Here is a 23,620-nt window from a genome sequence, read left to right as displayed (position 1 = left end):
GAACGGGGCCCTTTTCACGTTCGTCCCGGCCGCTGGCCTCAGAACGAATAGACCATCGTCAGCGAAGTCTGGGTATCGGTATTCTTCTTGCCGTCCGGAACGCTCGAGTCGTTGCGCGCGCTGAAGCCGGCCTTCATCTGCATGGTCGAATTGATCTTGGTGCTGAGCGAGGTCTCGGCCACCGAACGGGTGTTCGAGGTGCCTTTCTCGACGCTGACCGTCTGGGCGAAGAAGGCCGAAGGGCTGACGCGCCAGCGCAGCTGGGCTGCGCCACGCACCGTGAGGCCGCTCTCGTCCTCGCCGGTGGCGCGCTCACCGGCAAAATAACCGGGACCGATCTCGACGTCGAGCGAGGTGTCGGGGGTGTTCAGCCAGCGCGAGCCGTGGCCGACCGCGATCGAGGAATAGCGGTTGTAGGCGCCGAAGCGGTCGGTGACGTGCGAGCCGATCACGAAGGCGCGCTTGTTTTCGCCCAGCAGCTTGAGCGAGGCCTTGGCCGAGGCGGCGAAGCGTTCCGCCGACTTGCTGCGCTCGATGTTGCCGTCGTCGTTCTCGTATTCGTCTTCCTTGAAGAAGCCGCTGACGACGAATTCATGGCTCCAGTTGGCGGTCTCGTGGCGGGCGTCGATCTTGCCCGTGACCGAGGTGCCGGTCGTGTTGCCCGAGGTGGTGATCGCGCCCAGCTCGGCCGAGGTGAACCAGCCGCCTTCGGGGATCTCGGGCTTGGCCACGGAGATCGGCCCGTGGACGTTGCCGACTGCCGGGAGGTCGAAGTCAGCCTGTGCGGCGCCATGGAAGGCGCACAGGCCGAGCGCAAGAAGAGATGCAGGGAATTTGAAGTGTTTCATAAGCACTGTATTGCCAGCAAGATGCGCGACATTGTATCCCAAAGAACGCGCAAAACGATGCGTTGAGACACATTCGGCGCGTTTTAATCAGCTCCCTTGGATGTCTGGCATCGGACCGAGCTATGTTCCGATCACGACGATCTTGAACGTGAACAGGGCGGCAATCACCCAGACCACCGGCGCCACCTCGCGTGCCCGGCCGGTCAGCAACTTCAGTACCGCGTAGCTGATGAAGCCGAAGGCGATGCCTTCCGCGATCGAGAAGGTGAAGGGCATGACGAGGGCGGTGACCGCGGCCGGGATGCTCTCGGTGGAATCGCCCCATTCGACTTCGCCCAGGTCGGACAGCATCAGGCAGGCGACGAACAGCAGGGCCGGTGCGGTGGCGTAGGCCGGGACCACGCCGGCCAGCGGCGCGATGAACAGGCAGGCCAGGAACAGCACCGCCACGGTCAGCGCCGTGAGGCCGGTGCGGCCGCCCGCCTGCACGCCCGAGGCGCTTTCCAGGTAGGCGGTGGTGCTCGAGGTGCCGAGCACGCTGCCGGCCACGATCGCCCCGCTGTCGGCCAGCAGGGCCTTGTTGAGGCGGTCCATCTTGCCCTCGACCAGCAGGCCGGCGCGGCGCGCCACGCCCATCAGGGTACCGGTGGCGTCGAACAGCTCGACCAGGAAGAACACCAGCACCACGTTCATGATGCCGACCGACAGGGCGCCGGCGATGTCGAGCTTGAACAGGGTCGGCTCGATCGAGGGCGGGGCCGAGAAGATCCCGTTATAGGTGTTCCCGCCGAAGAAGAAGGACAGCACGGTCACCAGCACGATACCGATCAGGATCGCGCCCTTCACGCGCAGGCGGTCGAGCGCGACGATGGCGAAGAAGCCGACGATGGCCATGATGGCTTCCGGCTTGTGCAGGTCGCCGGCCTTGACCAGGGTCGCCGGGCTGGCCACCACGATGCCGGCGTTCTTCAGCGCGATCAGCGCCAGGAACATGCCCAGGCCGACCGTGATTGCGACCCGCATCGACTTGGGGATGCCGTTCACGATCATGCCGCGCAGGCCCAGCAGGGAAACCAGGATGAACAGGCAGCCGGACATGAACACCGCGCCCAGCGCCGCCGGCCATGGGATGCCCATGCCCAGCACCACCGCATAGGCGAAATAGGCGTTCAGGCCCATCCCCGGGGCCATCGCGATCGGGTAGTTCGCGTACAGGCCCATCACGGCGGTGCCGAGCGCCGCCACCAGGCAGGTGGCCACGAACACCGATTCCTTCGGCATGCCGGCGTCGCCCAGGATCGAAGGATTGACGAAGATGATGTACACCATCGTCAGGAAGGTGGTCAGGCCGGCCAGCAGTTCGGTGCGGACGGTGGTGCCGCTTTGGGTGAGTTTGAAGAATCGGTCGAGCATTATTATTGGACTCCAGGCGTGTTTTGGCTGAAGCATAACACTCCGCGGTACTGCCGAGCGAGTATTGGCTGCTCCGACATGCAGCGTGGCCCCGCGCATCGGTGCCAATGCGCTAACATGGCATCTCCATCATTACCACCACATGTCATGCCGAAGAATAAGCGTCCGTTGCCCCGTACCTCGAATAATCCGCGCGAGCCCGACAACGCCTCCGTGGCGCAGGAGCTGGCCGACCTGGCCCTGGCGATCGCCGAAAGGGAGGAGGCGCCCGGCTTCGGCAGTGCCGACGAACGCGAGGAGGAACTCCTGGCCGCGGTGCGCAAGCTGCTGCGCAAGAAGCGCGACGAGGCGCTGTATGAGGCGATCGAAACGGCGCGCTACACCGATCCCGAGGCCTGCCGCCTGCTGCGCGGCCGCATCGAGGAGGAAGCCGCCAACCTGCGCCTGCGGCGCGAGGACGGCAACGGCAAGGGCGTGGAATACGAGATCGACGCCTTCCTGATCCCGCTGTTCGTGCGCAGCACCGGGGGCCTGCAGGCGGCCGACACCTTCCAGGACGAGGAGGCCTTCGAGGCGCTGGCCAACAGTTTCCACCCGGCCGGGCTGGAGAGCGCCGGCGGCAAGCTGGTGCTGGTCCAGCATGCCTACGACCTGGCCGAGATCGACCACGTGTCCTATTCGAGCCTGCAGGAGATGCTGCGCGAGGCTGCCGGCACGCTGCTGGAAAAGAAACTGCAGCCGGCGCCGACCATCGAAGCGAGCATCCGCGGCTGGACCGGCGAGCGCTTCGCGCCCGACGAGTCGGCCCTGGAGCTGCGCTTCCTGCTGGGCTTTTCGCTCAAGCGTACCGACGATCCGTTCTATGCGGTGCCGCGCGACGAAGCGGGCGCCGACGCCTGGTACGCGGCGCGCGAGGAGCGCTTCCGCGCCTGGACCGCGCAGGCCGCCCCGCTGGTGCGGCGCCTGCTGGGGCGCGAGCCCGACGGCATCCATGTCGACTTCCTCTACCAGGATCTGTTCTACGGCGCCAAGGAGCAGGGCGTGAGCGAGCTCACCACCCTCGGCATCCTGTCCGAGATCGCACGCACGCTGTCCGACAAGGACCTGGCGCCGGACCAGGTCCATGCCGCCGTCGCGCCGCTCGACGCGGGCGAGCACATCGTCCTGCGCATCAACCTGTATGCGCTCGACGGCGGCACGCCCTGGGGCAGCGTCGAGACCCCGGTCGACCTGGCCGCCGACCTCGGCGCCGAGATCGACAACCTGTGCGATGCGCTGCTGTCGCTCGGCCTGGAGGGCGTGTCGGTCGCCACCGGTTTCAGCGAGGACGGGCACCCCGAAGGCGCGGAACCCTACCAGCCGGGTTGACGGCGGTAAGGCCTTCCGACCGCGCTCTCGCTACCCCTGCGGCCCTTCCGGCGGCCGCATGAAGCCCTCATTCTTCGTTTTTCCCAAACAAACATCGCCGCCGGTCGTCCCGGCGGCGCCCGTGCACGCCCGGGCACGGTAAAAAGTGCGGTGACTTTTCGTAGTGGATTTTCTTGTATGGCTGTAGGAGCAGCCCTACATGAGTGCGTTCAGCCGGCAACTCTCTCCTATGAGAGGTCTTTGTAACATCTCGTTGCAACATTTCTAGTTAGCAATATTGCAATGCATAAATGAAAATAATGGCAATTTTGCATGTTACGATTAGCGGGTCCGGTGTGGGATTGAACCGCAATTGTCCACACCCGGGGAACTGGCCAACAGAGAGAAAACGCCAGGCTTTGCCAACAAAATAGCGCCACGAAGGCGAAAGGAAATAAATATGCCGACCTTGATCGTGTTTTGCCACCTGCGCTGGGACTTCGTCTTCCAGCGTCCCCAGCACCTGATGACCCGTCTGGCGGAACACTACGATATCCTGTTTGTCGAGGAACCGGTCTATAGCGAAGGGCAGGCATACCTGAAGAAGACGGCCGTCGCGCCGAATATCACGGTGTGCCAGCCGCATACCGCCATCCATGCACCAGGCTTCCACGATGACCAGCTTCCGACCCTGCACACCCTGTTGGCCGACCTCGTGCCGGAAGGCGAGCAGCCGGTCGTCTGGTTCTATACCCCGATGGCGCTGCCGCTGCTGCAGGGCCTGAACCCGTCCAAGATCGTCTACGATTGCATGGACGAGCTGGCAATGTTCAAGAACGCGCCGAAACAGTTGCTGCAGCGCGAAAGCGCGTTGCTGAACATGGCCGACGTCGTCTTTACCGGCGGCCCGAGCCTGTACCAGTCCAAGCGTGACCGCCACGCGAACGCGCACTGCTTCTCGAGCAGCGTCGACGCCAAGCACTTCCGCCAGGCCCAGGACCGCGCGATCTCGCATCCGGACCAGGCCCATATCGCGCACCCGCGCCTGGGCTTCTACGGCGTGATCGACGAACGCCTCGACGTCGAACTGGTCTCCAAAATGGCCGATGCCCATCCGGAATGGCAGATCGTGATGGTGGGCCCGGTCGTCAAGATCGACCCGGCCACGCTGCCGAAGCAGCCCAACGTCCACTATATGGGCCAGCGCAGCTACGACCAGCTGCCGAAGTTCCTGGCGGGCTGGGACGTATGCCTGCTGCCGTTCGCGATGAACGATTCGACCAAGTTCATCTCGCCGACCAAGGTGCTCGAGTACATGGCGGCGGAGCTGCCGGCGGTGTCGACCCCGATCACCGACGTCAAGGTGCCGTATGGCGACGTGGTGGCGGTTGCCGCCACCGCGGAAGAGTTCATCGCCGCCTGCGAACGCCAGCTGGCCCTGAGCGAAGGCGAGCGCCTGGCCATGGCCAAGCGCATGCGCGAAGTGGTGGCGAACACCTCCTGGGACCTGACCGCCAGCCGCATGCACGAGCTGATCGAAAGCGCCGTGCCGGGCCGCCATGCGCGCCTGCCGGCCAATCCGGATGTCGCCAAGGCCGACGTGCTGCCCGTGAAGGCAGCCAAGCTGCCGGTGGCGAAGAGCGCCTGACAGGGTAAGCGGCCAGCGCGGCGGGCAAACCGCCAGCGCTGGCTGGCGACGGCACGGCGGCGGACCCTCGCGGGTACCGCCGCCGTGTTTTTTTGCGTGGGTGGCCGGCTTCGTCGAGTGGGCGGCTCTACCCGGCACTGTGCCCCTCATCGCCGTATGGGCCGCCCACGCGGTGATGGATAGACGCTCCGTTTGCGGGCGTCGAACGAACAAGAACGGCGCGGTGTCCTGGGACACCGCGCCGTTTTCGGCCATGTTGCGAGGGTCAGGCGACCCGCTTAGCGGTTGCCGCCACGTCCGCCGCCATTGCCGCTTTGCGAATTACCGCGGTTGCCGCTCTGCTGGTTGCCGTCGTTCTTGTGGCTCATGCGTCCGGCTTCGCGCGCCTCTTCCGAGGTGAACTCGTGGGCGTTGCCTGATGCGTGGGCCGCGCGGCCGCCCTGCGAAGCGATTTCGCGCTGGCGCTGCGGATCCATCGAGGCGAAGCCGCGGCCACCGCCGCCATTGCCGCCGCCGCCGCTTTGCGAGTTCCCGCCGCGTCCGCTCTGCGAATTGCTGCGCTTGCTGTTGCCCTGGTTGTTCGATGCCATGATGGTCTCCTTTATCGATGACAGGGTTGGTCGGTTCTCTTCCGGCCGCTGCCGCCGCGTCCTGCGGAGGTGTCCGTTTCCGGAAGAGGTGAGTCCATCTTAGGCCACCGGCCTGGGCCGCGGAATAGGACTGCCCGGCCCAGCGCTGTAGGACCGTTCCGGCGCATACCGTCGCGCACCCGATGCTCAGTGGGGAAGCGCGCCGCCGGGAGTCGGAGCGGCGGGCGGCCAGCCCCCGACCGGATCGTGGGCGCCAGCTACCCGTACCACCGACAGCGGGTGGGCGAACTGGATGCCTTCGCGCTGGAAGGCGCGGTAGATCTGCAGCAGGATCTGCTCCTGGGTGTCCATGTGCAGGATGTAGTCGGGGCTCTTGAAGTGGTACACCACCTCGTAGTCGAGCGACCAGTCGCCGTAGCGGAAGAAGTGCGCCCGTTCGAAATTGACGTCGGCCCGTGACGAGATGATGTCGCGGATCATGGCCGGGATCGCGGTCACCTGGGCTTCGCTGGTGCCGTAGGCCACCCGCAGGAGGAAGGCGACGCGGCGCGACTCCATGCGCTTGTGGTTGTGGATCCGGCTCCTGAGCAGCTCGCCGTTCGAGAACACGATCTGCTCGCCGCCGAGGCCGCGCAGGCGCGTGGTCTTCAGGCCGATGTATTCGACGGCGCCGAGGGCGTCGCCGACGATGATGAAGTCGCCCACCTCGAAGGGCTTGTCGAGCATGATCGAGAGCGAGGCGAACAGGTCGCCGAGGATGTTCTGGGTAGCCAGGGCCACGGCGATGCCGCCGATATTCCATCCCTGACCCCATCCCATCGTCACCGCAAAGGGAGTAGTGTGGGGGCCAGCAGGCCTGCGGCGCGCACAATTGACGCTGGCCGCGCATGGCCGAGGTCCTGCTGTCGATCCCCTGGTAGTCCGGCGCGCCGCCGCTACCTGGAAGTTCAGGCCAGCGCTTGCTCGATGGCGGCGGTGGTGGCCGGCTTGGTGAGGTGCCGGTCGAAGCCGGCGCGGGCGCTCCGCTCGCGGTCGGCCTCGCCGCCCCAGCCGGTCAGCGCCACCAGCCGCACGCCGGCATGGCGCGGTTCGCGCCGGATCGCTTCGGCCACCTCGAAGCCCGACATGCCCGGCATGCCGAGGTCGAGGAACACGACGTCGGGCTGGAATCCCGCCATCATGCGCAGCGCCTGGTGGCCGTCGTTGGCCACCAGCGCCTGGTGGCCGAGCTGGCCCAGCACGGCCGACAGCGTCTCGGCCGCGTCGCGGTTGTCGTCTACCACCAGCACGCGCCGGGCCATGCGCGCCGCCGCGGCTGCATCCGCCGGCCCGGGCGCCGGTACGGGAAGCTCCACGGGCGCCAGCGGCAGGCGCACGGTAAACACGCTGCCGGCATTGGTGCCGGCGCTGCTCGCCCGCACGCTGCCGCCATGCAGTTCCACCAGGCTGCGCACCAGCGACAGGCCGATGCCCAGCCCGCCCGCCGCATGGCGGCGGCCTTCGCCGATCTGGGTGAACATCTTGAACACATCTTCCAGGCGCGCGGGATCGATGCCGATGCCGTTGTCGGAGACGGCGATGACCGCGTCGTCGCCGTCGCGTTCGGCCGCCAGCACGATGCTGCCCCCGCGCGGCGTGTAGCGCGCCGCGTTGTTGAGCAGGTTGGACACCACCTGGGTCAGGCGGGTGGGATCGGCATCCACCACCAGGGTTTCCTGCGGCAGGCGCAGGTCGAGCTGGTGGCGCGCCGCCTCGATCAGCGGCATGCTGGTCTCGACCGCCGCCGACAGCACGCCGGCCAGGTCGATGCGTTCGCGCTTGAGCGCCACCTGGCCGCGCGTGATGCGGGCCACGTCGAGCAAGTCGTCGACCAGGTGGACCAGCTGCCCGAGCTGGCGTTCCATGATCTCGTGGATGCGCGCCACTGCCGCCGGGTCCTCGGGCGCGCGCCGGATGAACTGCAGGCCGCTGCGCAGCGGCGCCAGCGGGTTGCGCAGCTCGTGGGCGAGGGTTGCCAGGAATTCGGTCTTGATGCGGTTCGCTTCTTCCAGGTCGGCCGCCATCTGGCGCAGCGCGTCCTCGCCCTTGCGCCGTTCGGTGATGTCGTTGAACACGACCGCGATCCGGTGCTGCTCCGGCGGCCCGATCCGGGCCGCATAGACGTCGAACCAGCGGCCCAGCTCGCGCGCTTCGTTCACGAAGCGCACCGCCTCGCCGGTCGCGGCAACCCTTCCATAAATCTCGAACCAATAGCGCTCATGGTGCGGGGCGATCTGGCGGATGTTGCGCCCGATCGCATTGGCCAGGCCGGTATGCTTGACGAAGGCTGGATTGGTTTCCAGGAAGCGGTAGTCGCAGGCTTGTCCGGTATTGTCGTACAACATTTCGATGACGCACACGCCCTCGTCGATCGAATCGAACAGGGTGCGGTAGCGTTCCTCGCTCAGGCGCAGCTGCTGTTCGGCCTCGAACTGGCGCGAGGCATCGATCACCACGCCGCGCATGCGCGCGCTGCCGTCCGCCGCCGGCGCCACGCTGCCGCGTGCGATGACCCAGCGCCAGCCGCCGCCGGCGCGCCGGATGCGGAAGGTCGCGTCGTAGGGCGCGCAGCGCGCCACCGCGTCCGACAGCAGGGCCTGCACGGCCGCCACGTCATCCGGGTGGAGCGCTTCGAAGTAGCGCGCCACCGGCGCACTGTCTCGCATCGCCTCGGGGATGTCGAACAGGGCGGCCATGCGGGCGTCGCCGGCGACGCGGTCGGGACCGATGTCCCAGGTCCACACCCCCAGCTCGGCGGCGGCGATGATGGATTCGAGCCGGGCACTGGCATCGATGAGGTCCGCCTCGGCGCGCCGCCGCTCGGCGGTGGCCTGGAAGGCGTCGATGTAGAAGCGCAGCTTGGCGCGCAGGATCACCGGGGACAGCGGCTCGCTCAGCACCGCTACCGCACCGGCTTCATACAGGGGTTCGACCGGGAAGCCGGCGCCGGCCGGCACGCCCAGTGCGACCACCGGCGTGTGGACCGAGCGGCGCGTGGCCCGGACCTGGCGGATGGTGGCGGCCAGCGCGCCGGCATCGCCCGCATAGCCGACCAGCACCAGCGCGAAGTCATGGTGGCGCGCCTGCTCCAGGCCCGCCGCCACCGAACGGGCATGCAGGACCGTCTCGCCCAGCTCGTCCGCGACGCGTCCCAGCACCGGGTCGGGAACCGGGCGCTCGCAGATGAACAGCACGCTGGCGGGGCCAGGGGTCAAGGCCTGCCCCTGTGGGCCGGTAGGTGTCTCATGGTCGGATCCTGTTGTGGTGGTGGCGACAATCTACGGTCAGGATGCCTCCCTGTCAACGTCCGGAGGCCGCCACGCCGGGCTTGCGCCGCGGCTTGGCAATTGCCAGTAGTATTTCCCAACGATGGACCACATGTCGGCCGCATGGCCGTCCGCACGCACAAGGGAGGAATGGAGCATGGAAAGCGGAGCTAGCACCGCACGATACGAAGTGGCCGACATCATGCGCGGCATTTATGGGGACGGCATCATCGCCTGCCGCGGGGCCTTCAGCCGCGAGCTGATCGGGGAACTGCGCGCCGACATCGACATGCTGTTCGACGAAGCGCTGGCGCGCGAGGGCGGGGCCCTGAACCGCGGCCCGAACCGTTACTACGTCGAGGTGCATCCGGAGCGCCTGCGCTCCTTCGTGACCATCGCCAGCCATCCCTGGGTGGCCGCGGTCTGCAGCGCGGTGCTGGGGCCGGAATGGCGCATCGTCGAAGTGGGCTTCGACGTGCCGGGACCGGGCGCCATGCACCAGCCCTGGCACCGCGACTTCGCCTCGCCGCCGGAAACGGTCCAGGGCCGGCGCCTCAGTTCGCTGGCCTTCAACCTCACCACGGTCGACGTCACCGAGGACATGGGCCCCTTCGAGATCGCCCCGGGCACCCAGTGGGACCTGTACGACGGCGACCCGATGTTCCCCGACAAGTCGCTGTATCCGCGCTACGAGGCCCTGGCCCAGCGCAAGCTGCCGCAGGTGGGCGACATCTCGGCCCGTTCGGCCCTGACCATCCACCGCGGCACCGCCAACCGCTCGCAGGTCTCGCGTCCGGTGCTGGTGGTGGGCGCCGATGCGCCGGATGCGACCAACGCGATCAAGCACGACCTGCAGCTGTCGCGCGCCTACCATGACAGCTTGCCGGAAGGGGTGCGCAGGCACCTGAACTGCCGCGTCGTCGAGCAGCTTGTGCCGATCCGGCAGGCGCACACGATCGAGGGCCTGAAGATGGGCGTGACGATGGGCGGGTGAGGGAGAGAGGAGGGGCCGCGCGCAGCGGCCCCGAAAGACTTACTCTTTTTCCGGGACGCCCTGCGAGGGCACCGGTGTCTTCAGTGCGTCGGGCAGCGCGTCGGCGATGCCGTTCTCGGGCATCTGGCCGACCCGGCGCGCCTCGTCGGAATGCTGGTCGAGGCTGACTTCCTCGGCGACGTCGAAGCGGCCGTCCTCGGCGCCTTCCTCACCGGGAAGCAGATTGTCGGAACGCTGGTCCTGGCCGCCGCCGGCGACGGGGTTCGCCTGCGGCCGGGCCTGCTCGTTTTCTGGCTGGGGTGCTGGGGCCATGCTGTCCTCCTGTTGACGGTTTTTCATGACCCATTATCGCGCCGCGCCCGCCGGCCGGGCGCACGCTAGTCGCGCCGCTCCTTGCGCGGCAGGTTCTTTTCCACGATCGCCCACACGATCATCCCGTAGGCCAGTACCCGGATCAGGTAGTGCAGCGGTGAATCCTCGCCGGCCTCGTTCAGCACCGCGGAATAGATGCGGTGCACGCCTTCGATGAAGAAGGACAGGGCGAACCAGAGGAAGAAGCGGTCGCCGGTATTGCGCCAGAAGCGCAGGAAGAACAGGGCGATGGTGAGCGAAGCCATCGAGATCGCGCCGTACATCATCTGGACCATCGGCTCACTCCTTCTCGTAGATCAGGCCGTACAACAACAGCAGGCATGCCACCAGGGCGCTGATGACCCGCAGCGGCATGAAATCGACATTCGGAAACACGATCTTGTCGAAAATCAGGAACAGGTTATTGAAAGTCATCACCGCAAAGCACAGACCGCTCCAGAACAGGAGCCGGTAACGCGTGCGCCGGTAGCTGGCGAACAGGAGCCAGGTACAGGCCAGCGAGGTCAACATGCACAAGGTGTAGATGAGTTCGCCCATTAGGTATCCTTTCGCAGGCGGAAGGCGTCGGCGAACTGCTGCGCCTTGCGGTCGAGAGTGGAATGGATGAGGTTGGTGACGTCCACCAGGTGACGCGCGTAGAGCTCGGCCAGGCCGTCGATCCGCTCGCGCAGCGCTTCGGACGCAGGGGAATAGCAATAGGAATGCTCGTTCGGCGCAGGGCAGGGCGCGGCCATGCCGGATCGGCACAGCTCGTCGAGGAGTGCCTGGGCGGTACGCTCACTGGTATACAAGCGGCGCGCCAGCGTCTCTCCGCTCCATTGCTGGCCGGAATTCGCGCGCAGCAGCAGCAGCGCCTCGAGGAAGGGCACGGAGGGAATGCTCGTCAGGACAAAACGGCGCAAGTCCTCTGGGATTGGCGGACGGTTCATTCGCTTCGGGTATACTTTCCCAAAAGGAATCTTTTGTTAAGAAAGGCGCAAGTTTATCTCATTCTCGATGGAAAGGCATTTCCAATCGTGCGCATGCTGGCGTATGGTTTGTTTGACCTCCCTCAACTGCGCTCGGCTACAATACGGGCTAACGATTTTCTGGTTCGTCCCGCACATCCTCATGTTTCGCTCCACCCTGGCCCGGCTTGCCCGCGCCTTCTTCCTCGGCGGCCTGCTGGCCGCCGGCGCGGCCCAGGCCGCAAGCTGCCCCGACCATTACCTCGACGGCCGTGCGCCCGAGATCCGCAACCCCAAGCTGGCTGCCGCCACCCGTGAGCTGTGCTACAGCGAATTCGGCGTGATGCATTCGGGCGTCACCCGCACCGCGCTGTGGTCGGCCGAGCACCTGGCGCCAAGCCAGCTCGAAGCCGCCGAGGGCCTGGACCGCAACAACAAATTCCATCCCGAGCCGCGCCTGCCGCGCGGCCAGCGCGCCGAGCTGTCCGACTATGCGCGCAGCGGCTTCGACCGCGGCCACCTGGCGCCGAACGGCGACATGCCCGACCGCCGCGCCCAGCGCGAAAGCTTCTCGCTGGCGAACATGGTCCCCCAGGACCGCGAGCACAACCGCCACATCTGGGCGCCGATCGAAGGCGCGGTGCGCAAGATGGCCAAGCGCGAAGGTTCCCTGTACGTGATCACGGGCCCGGCCTTCCTCGGCAGCAACCTGCGCAAGGTCGGTAACGTGATCGTGCCGAGCCACCTGTACAAGGTGGTGTACAGTCCGCGCCAGAAGGCTGCCGCCGCCTGGTTCGTCGAGAACCGCGCCGATGCGCCGATCCAGGTGATCCCGGTCGCCGAGCTGGAGCGTATCGTCGGCATCGAACTGCTGCCCTCCCTGAGCCGCCAGCAGAAGGAGCGCATGCTGGCGCTGCCGAAGATCCGCCAGAAGAAGCAACGCAACTGACCGCACCGCCCAGGAAGGAAAACCCATGCCGAAGAAACCGTTCAAGCCCTTTGCCAATGAAGCCGACGTCCTCGAGATCGGCAACTTGATGCTGGAGAACCGGCTCGACCGCATCACCATCTCCGGCGACGTCGACCTGACCGCCGACAAGGCCGGGCTCGCGCTGGCGCGCCGCCTGCACGCGCAACTGGGCGCGGTGGTCGAGGCACTCGAGGCGCGCGAGCTGCCCGACCGCCTGCCGCCGCCCGACGTCGAGACCGTCGACAATCCCTTCGCCTGACTCCCCCAGGTCCTGTCCGGGTCGCCGGTTCGCATAGCACATGAGGGCGCAACCGGGCCGTACCGTTCCGCACGTCAAAGGTGCGCAGGGGCCCACGGAAAAGGCGTAATCTCGTTCGCTCCCCAACCGGCGATGCGAGGAGCTGTCCCGATGTCGAGCAATATCCCCGAGAACAACCAGCAGGAAGGCCTGCGCATACCCGTGATCGAGGAGCAGCTGGCCGTCGGTACTCGCGTCGTCGAGACCGGCCGCGGCGTACGTGTCCACAAGACGGTCAGCGAACAACCGGTCACCATCGACGAGCGCCTCATGCGCGAAGAGGTGGATGTCCGGCACGTTCCCGTGGACAGGATCGTCGCGCCGGAAGAAGCACCTGCAAGCCGCTACGAAGGCGACACGCTGGTGGTGCCGGTTCTCGAAGAAGTGCTGGTGGTCGAACGCCGCCTGCGCATCAAGGAAGAACTGCACATCACCCGGGTCCGGCACGAGGAGCCTTACCGAGAGACCGTTCCGCTCAAGGCGGAACGGGTCGAGGTGGAGCGCTTCGACGACGCCGGGCCGCCGCCCGCATCCGATACCCACCAATGATGGAGGAACGACCATGCAACATACTTTGGTAGCCGTATTCGATAACAACGCCGACGCGCGCAGCGCGATGGACGAACTGCTCGCCTCGGGCTTCCCGCGCCAGGACGTGCGCATGTCCGGCGACACCGGCGCCGGCATCACCGGCAGCTCCAGCACCACCACCACGACCACCACGGCCACGTCCACCGACACCGACACGGGCATCGGCAGCAGCATCAAGAATTTCTTCAGCGACCTGTTCGGCAGTGACGAGGACGACAGCCGCCGCCTCAGCCGCTACGAAGGCGCCGTCTCCGGCGGCAAGTGCGTGATCACCCTGACCGCCGATTCGCTGCCGGAGGTCGAGCGCGCCGCCGACATCGTCGAGCGCTTCGGTCCGATCGACATCGACGAGCACTCGGACAACGTCGGCAAGATGGCGTCCAGCGGGGCCATGCTGCAGGGCAGCCAGAGCGGCATGCAGTCGTACTCGACGTCCACCCAGTCGGCCTCGGCCCAGCAGCAGGGCGCCCTGTCCGGCGCCTCGCTGCAACGCGACACCGCGATGGAAGCCGGCCGCACCGGCAGCACCCAGTCCATTCCCGTCGTCGAAGAACAGCTGAAGGTCGGCAAGCGCGAAGTCCAGCGCGGCGGCGTGCGCATCTACTCGCGCGTGGTCGAGACCCCGGTCGACGAGACCGTCGGCCTGCGCGAAGAACACGTCGACGTCCAGCGCCGCGCCGTCGACCAGCCGATCAGCCCGGCCGACGCGACCGCGTTCAAGGAACAGACCATCGAAATGCGCGAGACCGCGGAAGAAGCGGTGGTCGAGAAATCGGCCCGGATCGTCGAGGAAGTCACGGTCGGCAAGCAGGTCAATGAACGCCAGGAGCAGATCCACGACACCGTGCGCCATACCGAGGTGGACGTGCAGCGCCTGGACGGCAGCACGGCGCGCTCCGACCTGCGCGACGACGACAGCTATTTCCGCAACCACTTCACCAGCACCTACGGGGCCACCGGTGCATCGTATGACGATTATGCGCCGGCCTACAGCTACGGTTCGCAGATGGCCAGCAGCGGCCGCTATACCGGACGCCAGTGGGACGACGTCGAATCCGACCTGCGCACCGACTGGGAATCGCGCTACAGCGGCGGCCCCTCGACCTGGGAAAAGATGAAGGCCGCGGTGCGGCACGGCTGGGACCGCATGACCGGCGACACCGGCACCAACCGGACCTACTGAGCCCGCTTATCCGCAGTACCGACGGCGCCTGCGGGCGCCGTTTTCCATCCTTCCTACTGTCCCGTCAGGCGCGCGCGCGTACAGCCGGGTTTGGAGTAATCTGGTCCCGTGCATTTGCGCGCGGCGGGCTGGCGCGCGAGCTGTCTCGACCTCGTCCTACTCACGCGAGCGGTCCGGGGCCGGATTGTTCGGCAGCCACCCCCGTCACTCACTTTAAGGGAGGAATGACCATGCAACATACTCTTGTAGCCGTGTTCGACAACCGGACCGACGCACAGAATGCGATGAACGAGCTCATGTCCTCGGGCTTCTCGCGTGACGAGGTCAAGTTGAGCAATGCCGACCCGACCGGCATGACCGACAGCGTCACCGGCAGCACCGGGGACACCGGCCGCAGCGACACCCTGGCCGACGGCACCGGGATCGGCATCGGCGCTTCCATCAAGCACTTCTTCACCGACCTGTTCGGCGCTGACAACAGCGAGCATGCCAGCAGGTACGAGGGCGCGGTCACCCGCGGCCACCACGTGCTCACCGTGCGCGCCCAATCCCTGCCGGAAGTCGAGCGCGCCGCCGACATCGTCGAACGCTACGGTCCGACCGACATCGACGAGCAGGCAACGGGCGTCGGCGCGATGGGCGCCGGCAGCGGCCTGTCGGAGTCGATGCGCATGAGCGGCGCCGGCGGCATCCAGCAATCCTCGCAGATGTCGGCCCAGTCCGGCGCCGGCATGAGCGGCAGCACGACGGCCGGCAGCGGCAGCCTCGCGACGGCGGCGGGCGCCGGCGCAGCCACGGGCGCCAGCCAGCAGCTCGACAACCCCGGCGACCGCAAGATCTTCCAGCAGCAGTCGCTGCACCAGGCCGAACCGATGGGAACCACCTACCAGGAACCGATGGGCCAGAGCGGCCTGAGCGCGACTGGCGGCACCTCGCTCCAGGGTTCGACCCTGCAGGAAAACTCGGTGCAGGCCTCGTCGCTCGAAGGCACGCAGAACGACATGTCGATCCGCAGTTCGGGCGGCCAGGGCGGCACCCTGCAGGGCTCCTCGCTGGAAGGGTCGGCGATGCAGGGAGGCGCCGGCTCGATGCAGCGCGATACCGCGATGGGCTCTTCGCCGGGCAGCAGCCGCTTCACCGAGACCCAGCGCGGCAAGTCGCGTATCTACTCGCCGGGAGCTACCACGGCAGGGACCGGCAGCGGGCTCGATATCGGCAGCAATTTCTTCGGCGACGATGACGATTACTACCGCAACCACTTCCTGGCCAACTACAGCGGCGAAGACTACGACCGCATGAAGCCGGCCTACGCCTACGGCTCCGAGATGGCGCGCAACGACAAGTACCGCGGCCGCAAGTGGGACGAGGTCGAGAACGACCTGCGCAGCGACTGGAGCACTCGCAGCGGCGATACCGCGGGCGACACCTGGGACCGCATGAAAGCCGCCGTTCGCCGCGGCTGGGATCGCATGACCAACGACGATGACGACACCATCTACCGCAGCCATTTCAGCAGCACCTACGGCACGACCGGTGGATCGTACGACGACTACGCGCCGGCCTACAGCTACGGCGCCGAAAGCGCACGCAGCGACAAGTACCGCGGCCGCCGCTGGGACGAGGTCGAGAACGACCTGCACAGCGACTGGGACACCCGTAGCGGCAGCAGCGCCGGTTCGACCTGGGAGAAGATGAAGTCGGCCGTGCGCCGCGGCTGGGACCGCATGACCCTCGACAAGGACGACGACAGCTACTACCGCAGCCACTACGACAGCACGCTGGGAAGCTCGGGCATGGATTACGACAGCGTCAAGCCGGCCTATGCCTACGGTTCCGAGATGCGCAAGAGCGAGCTCTACCGTAATCGTCCGTGGGACGACATCGAAGGCGACCTGGCGCGCGGCTGGGATTCGCGGATTTCCGGCGGCACCGGTGCGAGCACCGCGGCCGGCACCGGCGTGGGCGGCGCATGGGAAAGCATGAAGTCGGCGGTCCGCCACGGTTGGGACCGCATGACGGACGACGACGATAACGACCGCGAGTACCGCAGTCACTGGAACGCCACCTACAGCACCTCCAGCGACGCCGGCAGCTATGACGACTACAAGCCGGCCTACGCCTATGGCTCGTCGATGGCCCAGGATCCGAAGTACCGCGGCCGCCAGTGGGGCGAAGTCGAGAACGACCTGCGCACCGACTGGGATACCCGCTACGGCAGCGGCGGCCAGTCAACCTGGGAGAAGATGAAGTCGGCGGTGCGCCATGGCTGGGATCGGATGACTTCCTGACCGAACGCCATGCCATGGCGGCCTGATAAATAGTCAGGGACGCCGCCGAGCGTGCAAAGCCCTCCAGGGTCGAACCTGGGGGGCTTTGTTCTTTGCGCTGGCGGGGTATTGGAGTAGGCTGTTCAGAACCTATCCCAGTGGGGAAGAGGAAGTTGATGGCGATGCATGGCAAGCGGGGGCAAGGCGCGAGGAGGACGCATGGCTGGCCCATGCAACGACGAGCAACGCAGCACCCGCTTGTCAGGCGCGCCAGCAACGACTCATTCCCTACTGGGATAGGTTCTTAGTGCAACGGCCATGCGCCGGAGCGGGACGGGCCGGTCGGTACGGCAGCCAGGATTGGCGCGCCCCGGGACTCACCGATTGGGAGGAAGGACCATGCGACATACTCTTGTAGCTGTGTTCGGTAACCGGACCGACGCACAGAACGCGATGAACGAGCTGATAACTGCGGGTTTCCCGCGCGAGGAGCTCACGCTCTCCAACGCCGATCCGACCGGCATGACCGACAGCGCAAGCGGCGCCGGCGGCAGCGCCACCCCGGGCGGCGGCGCCGACGCCGGGAACAGCGCCAACCTGAGGCGCGTCTTCACCGACCTGTTCGGCGCCGACAACAGCCCGCGCGCCAGCCGATATGCAGGCGCAGTCACACGCGGCCACCACGTGCTGGTGATGCGCGCCGATACGCTTCCGGAAGCCGAGCGCGCCGCCGATATCGTCGAGCGCTTCGGTCCCTCGGACGTCGACGAGGAGGCGCTTCCAGGCAGACCGCCCGAATCGATGCGCATGGGCGCCGCCGCCAGCATGCAGCAGGCTTCACCGGCGCCGGCGCAGCCGCGCGCAGCAAGCAGGCCGCATCTCGACAACCCGGGCGACGGCATGATCTTCCAGCAGCATTCGCTGTACCAGTCCGAGCCGACCGGCGGGACCTACCAGGAGCCGCTCGGATCGAGCGGGCTCGGCGCGACCGGCAGCACCTCGCTGCACGGCTCGACCTTGCGCGACAATGCTGGCCATGTCCCCACCTTCGAGGACATCGAGACGGGCGGCGGCGAATCGATGCAGCGCGAATCCGGCCCGGGCGGCGTGCCCGTGGCGAGCCCGCGCCTTGCCGAGACCCAGCGCGGCCGGTCGCGCATCTATTCGGCGGAACCCGAGTCGCCCGCAGCCGGCGGCAGCGGCCTGGACATCGGCAGCAATTTTTTCGGCGATGACGACGATTACTACCGCAACCATTTCCTGTCCAACTACGGCGGCGAGGATTACGACCATGTCAAGCCGGCCTACGCCTACGGCGCCGACATGGCGCGCCACGAGAAGTATCACGGTCGCGCGTGGCATGTAGTCGAAAGCGAGCTGCGCCGGGAGTGGGAGGCCCTCAACGCAGGGGTGGCCGGTTTGACCTGGGAAAAGATGAAGGCCGCCGTACGCCGCGGCTGGGACCGGATGACGGTGCACCACGACGCCGACAGGTACTATCGCAGCCACTACGACACCCACCTGGGCGGCTCGGGGATGGAGTACGACAGCGTCAAGCCGGCGTATTCGTTCGGCGCCGAGATGCGCAGGAGCGAGCTGTACCGCAATCGTCCGTGGGACGACGTCGAGGGCGACCTGGCGCGTGCCTGGGATGCGCGTCGCGGCACCAACAAGGGGAGTGCCTGGGATCGCATCAAGGCGGCGGTGCGGCATGGTTGGGAGCGGATCAAGTCATGATCCGCGCCGGGCCCGGGCTGCACAGCGCGGCATTGGGCAAAACAAATCGGCGCCCAAGGGGGCGCCGATTTCATTGTCACAGCCTGAAGAGCAGCCGCATCATTGCGCAAACGCCTGCGCCGCCGGCGTGATCCGCACCGCCTCCGGCTTGATTCCGAGCTTCATCGAGCCGATCTGCTGGTCTTCGTCCAGCAGCGCCTGCGGCTTCTTCGCGTCGTAGCTGATCGGCGAGAAGGCATCCGTCATCAGCTTGTCCTTCAGGGCAGCCGCGTCCTTGGTGATGATCACCACCGACAGGTTCTTGGCCGACAGGTGCTTCCTGATCGCCGCATTCACGTCGGCCACGGTGAGCTTGGCCAGGCCGTCGCGCATCATGCGGGTGAACTCGGGCGTGCGGTACCACTGGGCGTCGAGGGCATAGCCCAGCTGCTGGTCCTGGGTGGCCGTCATCACGAACACGTTTTTTTCAAGATAGCCGCGGGTGGTCTCGAAGTCCTGCTGCGACAGGCCGTTCTGGATCATCTTGTCCAGCTCGAACAGCGCGGCGCGCAGGGCGAAGTGGCCGTTCTGCGGCGCCACCGGGCGGATCCAGACTTCGAACAGCTGCGCCTTGCGGCCCAGGTTCGGATTCGGGAAGAACTGGAACATCCCGCGCGGGAAGGCTTCGATATAGGCGTAGTCGCCGTAGTTCATGCCGCGCTCTTCACGGATGCGCTGGTACAGGCGGGCGCTCGAGGCGCGGTGTTCGCCCAGCCAGGTCTTGGCCAGCCACAGGGCCGGGAAATCCGGATGCGAACGGGTCACCTCGATCGGCAGGCCGAAGGAGATCGCGGTGGCGCGGGTGTTCTTCTCGATGATCTCGACGTCCAGGCCGTTCGGCATGCGGCCGCGGATGGCCGGGGTCGGGGCCAGGCCGCCGGCCGCCGGCAGGCGCGCCAGCGCGCCCTTCAGGGAGGCGACCATGGCATCCGAGACGTCACCCGAGATGCCGACCCGCACCGCGCCCTGCGTGTACGCCTGGCGATAGAAGTCCTTGACGTCGTCCAGCGTGATCGATTCGATGCCCTTGACCGTGCCCAGCACCGGATGGCCGTAGGGCGTGCCGGCGAAGACATTGGCCTGCAGGCGCTCCTTGCCGAATTCCTCTTCGTTGTTGTCCTTCAGGTCCAGCACCAGGGCATTCTTCTGCGCGTCCTTCAGGCGGCGGAAATCTTCCTCGCGGAAGCCCGGGTCCACCAGCAGCGGCAGGGCGATGCCGAGGTACTGGTCCCAGTTGTCCTTGTGGGTCGAGCCGCTGAAGGTGGTCATTTCCTTGTCGGTCTGCTCGCTGAAGCTGCCGGCCAGCGGGAACAGGGCCTTGGTCACTTCGTCGATCTTGCGCTCGCGCGAGCCGCTCGACGCGACCATGGCCGCGGTCAGCGCCGCCAGGCCTTCCTTGCCCTTGGGGTCGTGCGCCGAGCCGGCCGCGAACAGCAGCTTGAAGCGGATCTGCGGCAGGGCCGACTTCTGGACCAGCACGTCGAATTTGGCCTCGCTCGCCTTCGGTGCGAAGTCGGCCAGCTTGGGCAGGTTCTTGATCTCCGCCGGCAGCGCGTCGTGCGACAGGGTGGTCACCACCATCGACTCGTCCACCAGGTACTTGCGCGCGGCCGCCTGCAGGTCGGCCGGCGTGAGGCTGTCGACCACGCGGTAGTAGCGGTTCAGGGTGTCGTAGGACCGATTGAAGTGCACGTAGGAGGCCAGGGTGGAGGCGATCGCCTCGGTGTTGTCGAGCGTGCGGATCAGCCCGTATTTATTGGCGGATTTCGCATCGGCCAGCGCGGCGGCCGTGACCGGCTCGTTGCGCAGCTTCGCCACGGTCTGCAGGATGGCGTCGCGAACGTACAGCGCATCGGTCGGCTTCTTCACGCGCGCGCCGATGGTGGCCAGGGTCGGGTCGACCCGGTTCGGCACGAAGTCGAACAGCTGGTCGACCTTCTGCTCGTCCTGCACCAGGCGCTTGTACAGCGGCGAGGTGCGGCCGAAGGACAGCGACAGCAGCATCGACAGCGCCGCCTGGTCCTTCCGGGTATCGGAAAAGGCCGGTGCGCGGAAGGCGACCGTCACCAGCGGCAGGGTAGGGGTCTGCCAGGCCACGTGGCGGTATTGCGCGCCTTGCGGGGCCGGCTCGACCGGCACGTTCGACTTGAAGCTGCCGCGCTTCCATCCGCCCCAGTATTTTTCGACCATCGCCACCGCCTTGGCCGGCTCGACGTCGCCGGCGATGATCACGGTGGTGCGCTCCGGACGGTACCAGCGGTCGAAGAAGACCTTCGAATATTCGTACTGGTTGGGCATGTCCTCGATGTCCTTCAGGAAGCCCATCGTGGTGTGACGGTAGGTGTGGGTCGAGAACGCGGCTTCGCGCTGGGTCTCGAACAGCTTCTGCATCGGGTTCGCGCTGTTCTTGTTGTACTCGCCCAGCACGGCGCGCGATTCGGTCTTGAAGGCCTCGACCGGGTAGGACAGGTGCTGGAAGCGGTCGGCTTCGACCTTGAGCACGGTATCCAGGTCTTCCTTGGCGAAGGTGGTGTAGTAATTGGTGAGGTCGTCGCTGGTATAGGCGTTCTGGCGCGCGCCGGCCCTGGTAATGATCTGCTGGTACTTTTCCGGCGGGTAGCTTGGGGTACCGCGGAACATCATGTGTTCGAAGAAGTGGGCGAAGCCCGACTTGCCCGGCTCGACCTCGTTGCGCGAGCCGGTCTGCACCGGGATGTGGACCGACACCAGGTTCGGGAAGCCGGTCGGCACCACGATGATCTTGAGGCCGTTCGGCAGGGTTTTTTCGACTGCCTTGAACGGCAGGACGTCGCCGCCGGCGGCTTTGGCCGTGGAGGCTTGCGCCTTTGTTGCGGCGCCGGCGGCGGGCGCGAACGCCAGCAAGGCGGCCGGCACGAGGGTCGCCAGGACGCTGCGCGACAGGGTGGTTTTCGACACGTTCTCTCCTTTTGGGAATATTGCTATCCGCAAAGGATAGATTATTCGACAAGGAAAGAACAGGGGATTCAGGTATGCATACGTCCCGAACGCGCGGCTAAGCGGCCTCGCTCAGCGGCAGGCTGATGCGGTTGCGGCCCAGGTGCTTGGCCCGGTACAGCGCGGCGTCGGCGGTGGCGACCAGCTGGCTGGCGGTATTGTCCGGACTGGCCAGGGCGGTGGCGGCGCCGATCGACACCGTCACGTGGCGGGTCGGCGCGGTGCAGGGCAGCTGCAGCTGCTCGACCCGGCAGCGAATCCGTTCGGCCACGATGGCGGCGCCCTTGAGCGACTGGTTGGGCAGGATCACCGCGAATTCCTCGCCGCCGTAGCGCGCCACCAGGTCGTTGGCGCGCATCTCGCTGGCCACCGCGCGGGCAATGCGCTTCAGGCATTCGTCCCCGCCCAGGTGGCCGTTGGCATCGTTGTAGGCCTTGAAGTTGTCGACATCGACCATCAGGAGCGACAGCGGCTGCTGCTGGCGCAGGGCGCGCGCCCATTCGGCGTGCAGGGTATCGTCGAAACAGCGGCGGTTGGCCAGGCCGGTCAGTCCGTCGCGGGTGGCCAGCTGTTCCAGCGCCACCTGGGCCATCTTTTCGTCGGTCAGGTCGCGCAGGGTCTCGACCACGGCCGCCAGTTCGCCGTCCGAGCCGAAGATCGGGCTGGCGTCGGCCGCCAGGTAGCGCCGGCGGCCGGCGCGCGGCATGTCGAACCAGCTTTCGATGCACAGGCCGGTGGGCGAATTGTCGGAGGCGGAGCGCGGCAGGATCTTGCGCACGTCCTCGCTGCGGTTCTGCAGCACCAGGTCGGCCAGGGTAGGGCGGCGGTGTTCGTAGAAGCTGCGCCAATGGTCGCCCGTGCCCAGCACTTCGTGGGCCGGCACGCCGGTGAGCTGCTCGCAGGCGCGGTTCCAGATCATGACCCGCGCCTGGGTGTCGAGGACGAAGACCGGAATCGACAGGGACGCCACCAGCTGGCCGACGAACGCCCCGTCTTTCACGAGAGCTGTCGGGGCGGGCGCGCTGATGCTGATGCTGGAGCTGTGTGGGCTGATCATGGTCGTCCTCTACGGTTCCGGTCCGGCAGCCGAATTGACTGCCAACAGGAAACGATTCTGCTACTGCGCAGGGACGAACTTATTGATTTTCAGCAAGAGCCCTTCCTGCTTGCCCTCACCACCGGTTTCACACGGGGGCAGGTATCCGCGTCAGGGGCAGTGTTGCGCACACGACCGTCCCGCCGCGCCGGCCGGGCAGCACCGTCAGGGTGCCGCCGAAGGCCTCGGTGCGCTCGCGCATCCCGGCGATGCCGCAGCCGCGTGCCTCCAGATGGTCGAGGGCGCTTGGCCCGATGCCGTCGTCCTCGATCGTCAAGACGGCCTCGTCGGCCGACTCCACCAGGGTGACGCAGACCATGGTGGCCTGGGCATTGCGCGCCACGTTGGACAGCGATTCCTGCAGCACGCGGAACAGCACCGCGTCCTGCTCCTGGTCGCGCCGCTCGTCTTCCTCCAGCCCGTCCCGCCCCGCATCGAAGCGGTAGTCCAGTCCGTGCAGGCGCGCGAAGTCGGCCAGGTGGCGCTCGGCCGCCTGGCGCAGGCCCAGGCCCTTGGCGATCGGGCGCAGGCCGGACACGAGGGCGCGCACCGAACGGATGGCGGTATCGAGGTTGCCGATGGCGACCGTCAGCTTGTCGTGCACGGCGGCAGAGGTGCCGCGTACCGCGGCCTGCTGCAGCGCCAGCTCCACCCGCAGCGACAGCAGGCGGTGCCCGAGCTCGTCGTGCAGGTCGCGCGCGATCCGGGCACGCTCGGCTTCGCGCACGCTTTCCTGCTGCCGCACCAGGCGGCACAGCACTTCGTGGCTGCCGGCGAGGGCGTCTTCGACGTCGGCGTGGGCGCCGCGCTCGGCCTCCAGCTGCTGTTCCAGCGCGCGGATTCGTTCCTGGGTAGCGTGCCTGAGCCGCTCCAGCAGCACGGCCAGGGCGATGGCGGCCAGCGTCACCATGGCGGCGGCCATCATCTCCGGCGGCGCGCCGCGCAGCGGCAGCGGCATGACGGCATTGGCCGGGGCGCTGAACGCCATGGCGCCGAGCG

Annotated in this window: 21 protein-coding genes; 9 read left to right on the top strand and 12 right to left on the bottom strand. The window is 66.9% G+C overall.

Annotated elements, in window-relative coordinates; genetic code table 11:
- Positions 1–38: 38 nt before the first annotated feature.
- Positions 39–848, bottom strand: coding sequence for a DUF481 domain-containing protein (locus B2R83_RS19685; protein ID WP_036212589.1), 810 nt, complete (start codon positions 846–848; stop codon positions 39–41).
- Between the two features lie 120 nt (positions 849–968).
- Complete coding sequence (locus B2R83_RS19680) at positions 969–2,261, bottom strand: NCS2 family permease (RefSeq protein ID WP_027864047.1); 1,293 nt, start codon at positions 2,259–2,261, stop codon at positions 969–971.
- A 147-nt stretch (positions 2,262–2,408) separates the two neighbouring features.
- Here B2R83_RS19680 and B2R83_RS19675 point away from each other — a divergent pair, with 147 nt between their 5' ends.
- Together B2R83_RS19675 and B2R83_RS19670 are read left to right on the top strand one after the other, a co-directional pair.
- Entirely contained in the window at positions 2,409–3,629 is a 1,221-nt protein-coding gene (locus B2R83_RS19675; protein WP_027864048.1) for a hypothetical protein, read from the top strand.
- A gap of 439 nt (positions 3,630–4,068) precedes the next feature.
- Entirely contained in the window at positions 4,069–5,256 is a 1,188-nt protein-coding gene (locus B2R83_RS19670; RefSeq protein WP_084416271.1) for a glycosyltransferase, read from the top strand.
- A gap of 278 nt (positions 5,257–5,534) precedes the next feature.
- Here the strand turns inward: B2R83_RS19670 and B2R83_RS19665 are convergent, their stop codons facing one another.
- The 3 genes from B2R83_RS19665 to B2R83_RS19655 form a co-directional block, all read right to left on the bottom strand.
- On the bottom strand, positions 5,535–5,846 hold the full coding sequence (locus B2R83_RS19665; RefSeq protein ID WP_036212791.1) for a KGG domain-containing protein: 312 nt from the start codon (positions 5,844–5,846) through the stop codon (positions 5,535–5,537).
- Positions 5,847–6,032: 186 nt separating this feature from the next.
- Positions 6,033–6,665: a mechanosensitive ion channel family protein gene (locus B2R83_RS19660; protein ID WP_292044275.1), complete on the bottom strand. Its 633-nt coding sequence runs from the start codon at positions 6,663–6,665 to the stop codon at positions 6,033–6,035.
- 128 nt (positions 6,666–6,793) lie between these two features.
- The gene (locus tag B2R83_RS19655) at positions 6,794–9,100 is read right to left on the bottom strand and encodes an ATP-binding protein (protein ID WP_292044274.1); all 2,307 of its coding nucleotides are present in this window, start codon (positions 9,098–9,100) and stop codon (positions 6,794–6,796) included.
- 208 nt (positions 9,101–9,308) lie between these two features.
- Here B2R83_RS19655 and B2R83_RS19650 point away from each other — a divergent pair, with 208 nt between their 5' ends.
- A complete protein-coding gene (locus B2R83_RS19650) occupies positions 9,309–10,145 on the top strand; it encodes a phytanoyl-CoA dioxygenase family protein (RefSeq protein ID WP_027864050.1) in 837 nt (278 codons plus the stop codon).
- 39 nt (positions 10,146–10,184) lie between these two features.
- Here the strand turns inward: B2R83_RS19650 and B2R83_RS19645 are convergent, their stop codons facing one another.
- The 4 genes from B2R83_RS19645 to B2R83_RS19630 all read right to left on the bottom strand — a co-directional run bounded on the left by B2R83_RS19645 (position 10,185) and on the right by B2R83_RS19630 (position 11,446).
- Positions 10,185–10,457 carry a hypothetical protein gene (locus tag B2R83_RS19645; protein ID WP_027864051.1) on the bottom strand — a complete coding sequence of 91 codons (273 nt, stop codon included), beginning with the start codon at positions 10,455–10,457 and terminating at the stop codon, positions 10,185–10,187.
- A 65-nt stretch (positions 10,458–10,522) separates the two neighbouring features.
- The gene (locus B2R83_RS19640; protein WP_027864052.1) at positions 10,523–10,792 is read right to left on the bottom strand and encodes a DUF5985 family protein; all 270 of its coding nucleotides are present in this window, start codon (positions 10,790–10,792) and stop codon (positions 10,523–10,525) included.
- Between the two features lie 4 nt (positions 10,793–10,796).
- Positions 10,797–11,054 (bottom strand): DUF5985 family protein, encoded by a 258-nt coding sequence (locus B2R83_RS19635; protein WP_027864053.1) that lies wholly within the window; start codon positions 11,052–11,054, stop codon positions 10,797–10,799.
- Positions 11,054–11,446 carry a hypothetical protein gene (locus B2R83_RS19630; protein ID WP_027864054.1) on the bottom strand — a complete coding sequence of 131 codons (393 nt, stop codon included), beginning with the start codon at positions 11,444–11,446 and terminating at the stop codon, positions 11,054–11,056. The genes B2R83_RS19635 and B2R83_RS19630 overlap by 1 nt, the downstream gene beginning before the upstream one ends.
- A 181-nt stretch (positions 11,447–11,627) precedes the next feature.
- Here B2R83_RS19630 and B2R83_RS19625 point away from each other — a divergent pair, with 181 nt between their 5' ends.
- From B2R83_RS19625 to B2R83_RS19600, 6 genes are all read left to right on the top strand, one after another.
- Complete coding sequence (locus B2R83_RS19625; RefSeq protein ID WP_036212794.1) at positions 11,628–12,413, top strand: DNA/RNA non-specific endonuclease; 786 nt, start codon at positions 11,628–11,630, stop codon at positions 12,411–12,413.
- Between the two features lie 25 nt (positions 12,414–12,438).
- Complete coding sequence (locus tag B2R83_RS19620; protein ID WP_292044273.1) at positions 12,439–12,693, top strand: hypothetical protein; 255 nt, start codon at positions 12,439–12,441, stop codon at positions 12,691–12,693.
- A gap of 150 nt (positions 12,694–12,843) precedes the next feature.
- A complete protein-coding gene (locus tag B2R83_RS19615) occupies positions 12,844–13,281 on the top strand; it encodes a DUF2382 domain-containing protein (protein ID WP_292044272.1) in 438 nt (145 codons plus the stop codon).
- Positions 13,282–13,294: 13 nt separating this feature from the next.
- Positions 13,295–14,506, top strand: coding sequence for a YsnF/AvaK domain-containing protein (locus tag B2R83_RS19610; RefSeq protein ID WP_292044271.1), 1,212 nt, complete (start codon positions 13,295–13,297; stop codon positions 14,504–14,506).
- Between the two features lie 230 nt (positions 14,507–14,736).
- Positions 14,737–16,794: a hypothetical protein gene (locus B2R83_RS19605; protein ID WP_292044270.1), complete on the top strand. Its 2,058-nt coding sequence runs from the start codon at positions 14,737–14,739 to the stop codon at positions 16,792–16,794.
- 378 nt (positions 16,795–17,172) lie between these two features.
- Entirely contained in the window at positions 17,173–18,510 is a 1,338-nt protein-coding gene (locus tag B2R83_RS19600; RefSeq protein ID WP_292044269.1) for a hypothetical protein, read from the top strand.
- A gap of 99 nt (positions 18,511–18,609) precedes the next feature.
- On the opposite strand, the gene B2R83_RS19595 is transcribed toward B2R83_RS19600, so the two are convergent.
- The 3 genes from B2R83_RS19595 to B2R83_RS19585 all read right to left on the bottom strand — a co-directional run bounded on the left by B2R83_RS19595 (position 18,610) and on the right by B2R83_RS19585 (position 23,609).
- Positions 18,610–21,486 (bottom strand): M16 family metallopeptidase, encoded by a 2,877-nt coding sequence (locus B2R83_RS19595; RefSeq protein WP_292044268.1) that lies wholly within the window; start codon positions 21,484–21,486, stop codon positions 18,610–18,612.
- A gap of 97 nt (positions 21,487–21,583) precedes the next feature.
- On the bottom strand, positions 21,584–22,582 hold the full coding sequence (locus B2R83_RS19590; protein WP_292044267.1) for a sensor domain-containing diguanylate cyclase: 999 nt from the start codon (positions 22,580–22,582) through the stop codon (positions 21,584–21,586).
- A gap of 127 nt (positions 22,583–22,709) precedes the next feature.
- A complete protein-coding gene (locus B2R83_RS19585; RefSeq protein ID WP_292044266.1) occupies positions 22,710–23,609 on the bottom strand; it encodes a sensor histidine kinase in 900 nt (299 codons plus the stop codon).
- Between the last annotated feature and the right edge of the window lie 11 nt (positions 23,610–23,620).

It is taken from the genome of Massilia sp. UBA6681, assembly GCF_002454935.1.
GTDB lineage: Bacteria > Pseudomonadota > Gammaproteobacteria > Burkholderiales > Burkholderiaceae_D > Telluria > Telluria varians.
This window is presented reverse-complemented; position numbering and strand designations above follow the sequence as displayed.

What these genes read in the sequence shown, in the direction of transcription:
- B2R83_RS19610 (WP_292044271.1), top strand. Translation starts at nt 13,295, where the DNA reads ATGCAACATACTTTGGTAGCCGTATTCGATAACAACGCCGACGCGCGC.
- B2R83_RS19665 (WP_036212791.1), bottom strand. Translation starts at nt 5,846, where the DNA reads ATGGCATCGAACAACCAGGGCAACAGCAAGCGCAGCAATTCGCAGAGC.
- B2R83_RS19685 (WP_036212589.1), bottom strand. Translation starts at nt 848, where the DNA reads ATGAAACACTTCAAATTCCCTGCATCTCTTCTTGCGCTCGGCCTGTGC.
- B2R83_RS19670 (WP_084416271.1), top strand. Translation starts at nt 4,069, where the DNA reads ATGCCGACCTTGATCGTGTTTTGCCACCTGCGCTGGGACTTCGTCTTC.
- B2R83_RS19650 (WP_027864050.1), top strand. Translation starts at nt 9,309, where the DNA reads ATGGAAAGCGGAGCTAGCACCGCACGATACGAAGTGGCCGACATCATG.
- B2R83_RS19590 (WP_292044267.1), bottom strand. Translation starts at nt 22,582, where the DNA reads ATGATCAGCCCACACAGCTCCAGCATCAGCATCAGCGCGCCCGCCCCG.
- B2R83_RS19585 (WP_292044266.1), bottom strand. Translation starts at nt 23,609, where the DNA reads ATGGCGTTCAGCGCCCCGGCCAATGCCGTCATGCCGCTGCCGCTGCGC.
- B2R83_RS19600 (WP_292044269.1), top strand. Translation starts at nt 17,173, where the DNA reads ATGCGACATACTCTTGTAGCTGTGTTCGGTAACCGGACCGACGCACAG.
- B2R83_RS19680 (WP_027864047.1), bottom strand. Translation starts at nt 2,261, where the DNA reads ATGCTCGACCGATTCTTCAAACTCACCCAAAGCGGCACCACCGTCCGC.
- B2R83_RS19625 (WP_036212794.1), top strand. Translation starts at nt 11,628, where the DNA reads ATGTTTCGCTCCACCCTGGCCCGGCTTGCCCGCGCCTTCTTCCTCGGC.
- B2R83_RS19620 (WP_292044273.1), top strand. Translation starts at nt 12,439, where the DNA reads ATGCCGAAGAAACCGTTCAAGCCCTTTGCCAATGAAGCCGACGTCCTC.
- B2R83_RS19675 (WP_027864048.1), top strand. Translation starts at nt 2,409, where the DNA reads ATGCCGAAGAATAAGCGTCCGTTGCCCCGTACCTCGAATAATCCGCGC.
- B2R83_RS19645 (WP_027864051.1), bottom strand. Translation starts at nt 10,457, where the DNA reads ATGGCCCCAGCACCCCAGCCAGAAAACGAGCAGGCCCGGCCGCAGGCG.
- B2R83_RS19615 (WP_292044272.1), top strand. Translation starts at nt 12,844, where the DNA reads ATGTCGAGCAATATCCCCGAGAACAACCAGCAGGAAGGCCTGCGCATA.
- B2R83_RS19630 (WP_027864054.1), bottom strand. Translation starts at nt 11,446, where the DNA reads ATGAACCGTCCGCCAATCCCAGAGGACTTGCGCCGTTTTGTCCTGACG.
- B2R83_RS19605 (WP_292044270.1), top strand. Translation starts at nt 14,737, where the DNA reads ATGCAACATACTCTTGTAGCCGTGTTCGACAACCGGACCGACGCACAG.
- B2R83_RS19660 (WP_292044275.1), bottom strand. Translation starts at nt 6,665, where the DNA reads ATGGGATGGGGTCAGGGATGGAATATCGGCGGCATCGCCGTGGCCCTG.
- B2R83_RS19640 (WP_027864052.1), bottom strand. Translation starts at nt 10,792, where the DNA reads ATGGTCCAGATGATGTACGGCGCGATCTCGATGGCTTCGCTCACCATC.
- B2R83_RS19635 (WP_027864053.1), bottom strand. Translation starts at nt 11,054, where the DNA reads ATGGGCGAACTCATCTACACCTTGTGCATGTTGACCTCGCTGGCCTGT.